Annotated in this window: 6 protein-coding genes; 3 read left to right on the top strand and 3 right to left on the bottom strand. The window is 59.9% G+C overall.

Going from position 1 to position 5,078, the window contains the following annotated elements; translation table 11 throughout:
* Nucleotides 1–99: 99 nt before the first annotated feature.
* The 3 genes from ACW9JE_RS28340 to ACW9JE_RS28330 all read right to left on the bottom strand — a co-directional run bounded on the left by ACW9JE_RS28340 (nt 100) and on the right by ACW9JE_RS28330 (nt 2,517).
* Complete coding sequence (locus tag ACW9JE_RS28340) at nt 100–393, bottom strand: antibiotic biosynthesis monooxygenase family protein (RefSeq protein WP_224538885.1); 294 nt, start codon at nt 391–393, stop codon at nt 100–102.
* A 124-nt stretch (nt 394–517) separates the two neighbouring features.
* Complete coding sequence (gene pdxR / locus ACW9JE_RS28335; protein WP_224538887.1) at nt 518–1,951, bottom strand: MocR-like pyridoxine biosynthesis transcription factor PdxR; 1,434 nt, start codon at nt 1,949–1,951, stop codon at nt 518–520.
* 368 nt (nt 1,952–2,319) lie between these two features.
* The gene (locus ACW9JE_RS28330; RefSeq protein ID WP_457434642.1) at nt 2,320–2,517 is read right to left on the bottom strand and encodes a hypothetical protein; all 198 of its coding nucleotides are present in this window, start codon (nt 2,515–2,517) and stop codon (nt 2,320–2,322) included.
* A gap of 302 nt (nt 2,518–2,819) precedes the next feature.
* Between ACW9JE_RS28330 and ACW9JE_RS28325 the strand changes: the two genes are divergently transcribed.
* The 3 genes from ACW9JE_RS28325 (at nt 2,820) to ACW9JE_RS28315 (ending at nt 5,005) form a co-directional block, all read left to right on the top strand.
* The gene (locus ACW9JE_RS28325) at nt 2,820–3,260 is read left to right on the top strand and encodes a carboxymuconolactone decarboxylase family protein (protein WP_457434641.1); all 441 of its coding nucleotides are present in this window, start codon (nt 2,820–2,822) and stop codon (nt 3,258–3,260) included.
* 69 nt (nt 3,261–3,329) lie between these two features.
* A complete protein-coding gene (locus ACW9JE_RS28320; protein ID WP_457434640.1) occupies nt 3,330–4,316 on the top strand; it encodes a LysR substrate-binding domain-containing protein in 987 nt (328 codons plus the stop codon).
* A 173-nt stretch (nt 4,317–4,489) separates the two neighbouring features.
* Nucleotides 4,490–5,005 (top strand): GNAT family N-acetyltransferase, encoded by a 516-nt coding sequence (locus ACW9JE_RS28315; RefSeq protein WP_457434639.1) that lies wholly within the window; start codon nt 4,490–4,492, stop codon nt 5,003–5,005.
* Nucleotides 5,006–5,078: the final 73 nt, after the last annotated feature.

Raw genomic sequence — 5,078 nt, 5'->3', positions numbered from 1 at the left:
CTCGCGATGAACGACCAGACACCGCGGGCATCCAGACAGCCCGCGTCATCGTTGACGTCCATCGCGAGCGTGCTCGCTCCTACAGGTACAGGCGGTGTTTTAGCGAATGGGAAAGCTGTTGAAGTCCACGGCATTGGCCAGTTGGCAATCGATCAGGTCGATGAAGCCTTGCGCCTCGGGGCTGTTGAAATGCGATTGCATCGCCGCTTCCGATTGCCAGTGGGCGCTGACGGTCCAGCGGTTACTGTCCTCGGGGCAGCGGTCGACCATATAGGAATCACAGCCCGGTGTAGCACGCAGGGTGTCGACAATCTTTTGCAGTTGCTTACCCAGTTCTTCCGAGCGGCCGGAGACGGCCTGTACCTTTACGGTATTGATCACTTTGTAGGACATTGGCTCACACTCCTGAATCAGGTCGGACGAATCCTGCTCATTGAGAGATTTCACCCTTGCAGGATAGGCCTGCACCCTCGGACTACCAATAGCCAATCGCCGGATAAAGCCGCATACCAATCCGTCAGGCGACTTGTTGCAGGATGTCCCGCAGCCGGTCCAGCGCAATATCGATGTCCAGTGTCTCAATGGAACCAAAACCCAGGAAAAACCCGTTCTGCGGTGGCAACTGGTAGTAGAAGCTGTCGATGGCATACAGCCCGACTTCGACCTTTTTCGCCAGCTCGATCACCAGCGGCACGTCGATCGGCACTTTGCACAGCACCACCATGTGGAAACCGGCCCGGGTCGGCACCGCTTCGAGCCACGGCGACAGATCGCCGGCCATGCGCGCCAGGATGCGCTCGCGCCTGCCGGCATAAATGGTGTGGCAGCGGCGAATGTGCTTGAGCAGGCAGCCTTCGGCGATGAACTTGGCCAGCGCCCACTGGGGCAGGGTGGAGGTGTGCAGGTCGGTGAGCTGCTTGGCGCGTACCACCGCTTCGAGAATTGCCGGTGGCAGAATCGCGTAACCCAGGCGCAGTTCCGGCAGCAGGGTTTTGGAGAAGGTGCCGACGTAGGCCACGATCCCCCGTTCATCCATGCTCTGCAGCGAGTCGGTGGGCCGGCCTTCGTAGCGGAATTCGCTGTCGTAGTCGTCCTCGATGATGATCGCGCCCAACTCGTGGGCCTTGGCCAGCAGGGCCACGCGCCGTTCCTGGCTCATGGGCATGCCGAGGGGAAACTGGTGCGAAGGTGTGACGTAGATCAGCCGTGTGCCCAGGGGAATCTTGTCCACCTGGATGCCCTCGGCGTCCACCGGAACGCCGATCACAGTTGCGCCATGGGTACCGAACAGCAGGCGGGCGGGCGGATAACCGGGGTCTTCCATGGCCACGATGCTGCCGGGTCGGGTGAGTACGCGGGAAATCAGGTCCAGGGCCTGCTGGGCGCCGTTGCACACCACCACGTCCTCGTCCTGACAATTGACCCCGCGGGAAAACGAGATGTGCCGGGCGATGGCATTGCGCAGCGCCGGCAGGCCTTCGGCCAGGCTGTAGAAACCCTTGGACGAGGCGATCTGGCGCAGGGCGTGGGCCGTGCAGCGGCGCCAGTCGTCCTGGGGGAACTGACCCTTGCCGGTGGCGCCGCCGATGAAGTCATAACGCAGCGAACCTTCCAGGGTCGGGTGGCGCAGGAACACTGGCAGATTGCGCCAGGACTCGATCACCTCGAATCCGGCCAACTCCGAAGGGTTCTGCTTGCGCTCGACCTTTGAAGCACGGGCATTGACGTAGGTGCCTTTGCCGATTACCCCGGTGAGGAAGTTTTCGTAGGTCAGCTGGGCGTAGGTATCGGAAATGGTCTTGCGCGAAATGCCCAGTTGCTCGGCCAGCAAGCGGCTGGGTGGGAGCTGCGTCCCTGCTGCCAGGCGGCCCGATTCGATGGCGCTGCGCAGTTGGTTGTACAACTGGCCCGCCAGATCCTTGCGGCCGTTGATGACAACATGAAGTTCCATACCGACAGGCTCCTGCGGTGATCTGTTCGCGGCGTGCGTTGCGAAAGATTACCCGGATTGGCCTACAGGAATGAAGTTGTGCAGGGAAAAAACGTCAGATTGGACTAGTGCGACAGTGGTCTTGCGAAAAAACGAGGAATTGGCTGTTGGCCGAAAGACACTTGATGATTAGGATGGCGCCCAGTTCAAGTTCGCTGGTATCGGTAAAGCGAAGTTTGAAGTTTCTTACAGTTTTGGTATATCCACCATCAGCCTTGTAATGATTATTGCAGGGCTTTTTTTATGGTTGTAATAACGCTGTTCCGATACTCATCCTTGCAAGTTGTTTATCTTGCAAGGATGAGCCGGGGCACGAGTCATTGCCAGGCTCAGCTGGCTTTGACGGGAAGGCTTTGCGTACGTTCGGCGGTGCTGCTGTTGTCGTGCCTGATGCGTTCGTTCTGGGCGGCAAGCTCTTGAGCACGGGCGTTTGCGCGTTCGATCAGGCGGTCACTGCCACCTTCGGCGAAGGTCAGGCCGGAGAAAGCTGCGCACAACAGGCTGCCTACGATAACAAGATTTTTCATGATGTTTACCTTTGAGCTAGAGTTGGGAGTGTCTGGTTGACGGCGCCAGTTTAAGTAGCGTTTGGCGCGGCGAGGAATATCCAATTTCGCAATTGTCGGGGTGACCAATAGTTGTTTGTGAAGTTGAATTGCTCAACTTGAGAAGGAGGCTATGCTCGTATCTGAAACAGGTATGGAGATACCCATTAGTTCAGCGCAAAGGTCATTAAAGTGGTCACCCGCTTTTTCGCACAATTGGATCTGGCGTCATCCGCCGCATGTGCCACTCTTCAAATATCTCACCTGATTTGCATAGGCCTGCCATGAACCCTCGTCTGGACTACTACAGCGCGTCTCCCAAGGCGATGAAAGCGATGATCGCCATGGAAGCGCTGACCAGCAGCTTGAGCATCGAAGCGCAATTGCTGCACCTGATTAAAATTCGCGCCTCGCAGCTCAACGGTTGTGCGTTCTGCACCGACATGCACTCGGTGGACGCCCGGCGCCTGGGCGAAACCGACCGGCGCCTGTATTCCATCGTGGTCTGGCGCGACAGCAACTTCTTCAACCCCCGCGAGCGCGCCGCATTGGCCTGGACCGAAGCGGTGACGCTGCTGTCGGAAAACCACGTGCCGGACGACGTCTATGAACAGGCGCGGGAGCAGTTCAGCGAAGGCGAACTGGTGGACCTGACTATCGCCGTCACCACTATCAACAGCTGGAACCGCCTGGCGGTGAGCTTCCGGCAAAGTCCGAGTAGCTGAGGGACTGTCATATCCGTTTCATGAACGATGCGCACGATGGTATTCCCAAAGATCGACAGGGAGTCATCAATGTCATTCATGGAGCCCTCCGGCCAGCGCTACATCGCGCCGTACCGCGCATCCACCGATAACACCTCCAGTTCCTGGCGCGATCGTGCCGCGGACATCGACACGCTGTCGGCGCAGTGCTTCAGCGTCACCGCCCGTTGCGGCTGCTACATGCAGGCGGCCCGGCGCCTGAATATCAAGGCGACCCTGCTGCGCAAACAACTGGCCCAGCTCGAAGCGCAACTTCAATGCTCACTGTTCAGCGCATCGGACAACGGCATAGCCCTCAGCCGTGACGGGCTGCAATTGCAGGCGCAACTGATTGCACTGGCGCACGAACGTGATCTGCCGGTGATCGAACAACCGCAGGTGCGCCTGGCCGTCTCCGAATCGATCCTGCACGACATTCTTGGTCGCGACCTGGTGGCACTGCTGCGGCGCAACGCCAGTGTGCGCCTGGACATCATCACACTCGACAGCGAACTGGCCCTGCAAGCGGTGAGTGCCGACGTGGTGGTGTGGCTGGCGGGCACCGATGCGCCGCTGCCAGGCCCGAGTTTCGCCACCGCCGAGCCTGAGCGTCTGGCGCGAGTGGATTACCTGCCGCACATCGCCAAGCGTTATTCCCGGGCGGCCTCGCGCCCCGACAGCCTCGATGATCTTGCAGACTTTTTGCTGGTGCAGTGGCAGCAGGACCGCGAGATCGAAAGCTTCAGGCAGTGGAATTCACTGGTCGACCAGCGTCTGGCCGGGGTCGTGCAGTTGCATGCCTATGGCTTGATGCAGGAGATGATCCGCTGCAGCGCCTGCATCGGTTTGCTGCCTGGCTACATGAGCCACTTCGATCGAGGGCTGATCGGGTTGCCGGAGCTGTTCAGCCAGCCGATGCAGCGGCAGGTGTGGATGGCGGTGAACGCCGAGACACAGGGCGAGGCGCAGGTGCAGATGCTGGTGGAAATGATCCACGGCACCTTCCGCGAGCGGCAGGATTGGTTCCACCCACTGTAGGAGCCGAGCTTGCTCGCGATGGTGGTCAACGATAACGCGGGAAACCTGACACCCCGCGGCGTCTGTGAGTCCATCGCGAGCAAGCTCGGCTCCTACAGGGGGAGGAGCCTCGCCATTCGAGAGATCGGCAGGTTAGAGTGACCAGCCACCCCCGCATCAAGGATGAATCACCCATGCCCGCAACCGAATCCGTCATCACCCTCGAACGCCTCAACGAATCCCACCTCGAAGGCATCACCGCGCTGTACCACGAACCCGCTTTCGCCCGGCAAACCCTGCAAATGCCGTTTCCGTCCACGGAGCTGTGGCGCAAGCGCATCGAGCCCGACAACGAGCGCAAGGTGCAACTGGTGGCGGTGCATCAGGGCACTGTCATCGGCAACATCAGCATGGAACAGTATGCTCGCGTGCGCCGCAGCCACGCCGGCAGTTTCGGTATGGGCGTGGCGGTGGCGTGGCAGGGCAAGGGCGTGGGGTCGAAGCTGCTGGCGGCGGCGCTGGACATTGCCGACAACTGGATGAACCTGCGGCGCATCGAACTGACCGTGTATGTCGACAATGAAGCGGCCATTGGGCTGTACCGCAAATTCGGTTTCGAGACTGAAGGAGTGCTGCGTGATTACGGCTTGCGGGACGGGAAGTGGGTCGATGTGCTGAGCATGGCGCGGTTGCGTTCCATGCCAAACTGAGAACCCCCTGTGGGAGCGGGCTTGCTCGCGAAAGCGGTGTGTCAGACAACATCAATGTCGACTGGAACGCCGC

Source organism: Pseudomonas sp. SDO55104_S430, assembly GCF_054070595.1.
This window is presented reverse-complemented; position numbering and strand designations above follow the sequence as displayed.

Bases quoted from the DNA above. Each gene is read 5' to 3' on its own strand.
- ACW9JE_RS28330 (WP_457434642.1), bottom strand. From the start codon at position 2,517: ATGAAAAATCTTGTTATCGTAGGCAGCCTGTTGTGCGCAGCTTTCTCC.
- pdxR (WP_224538887.1), bottom strand. From the start codon at position 1,951: ATGGAACTTCATGTTGTCATCAACGGCCGCAAGGATCTGGCGGGCCAG.
- ACW9JE_RS28325 (WP_457434641.1), top strand. From the start codon at position 2,820: ATGAACCCTCGTCTGGACTACTACAGCGCGTCTCCCAAGGCGATGAAA.
- ACW9JE_RS28315 (WP_457434639.1), top strand. From the start codon at position 4,490: ATGCCCGCAACCGAATCCGTCATCACCCTCGAACGCCTCAACGAATCC.
- ACW9JE_RS28320 (WP_457434640.1), top strand. From the start codon at position 3,330: ATGTCATTCATGGAGCCCTCCGGCCAGCGCTACATCGCGCCGTACCGC.
- ACW9JE_RS28340 (WP_224538885.1), bottom strand. From the start codon at position 393: ATGTCCTACAAAGTGATCAATACCGTAAAGGTACAGGCCGTCTCCGGC.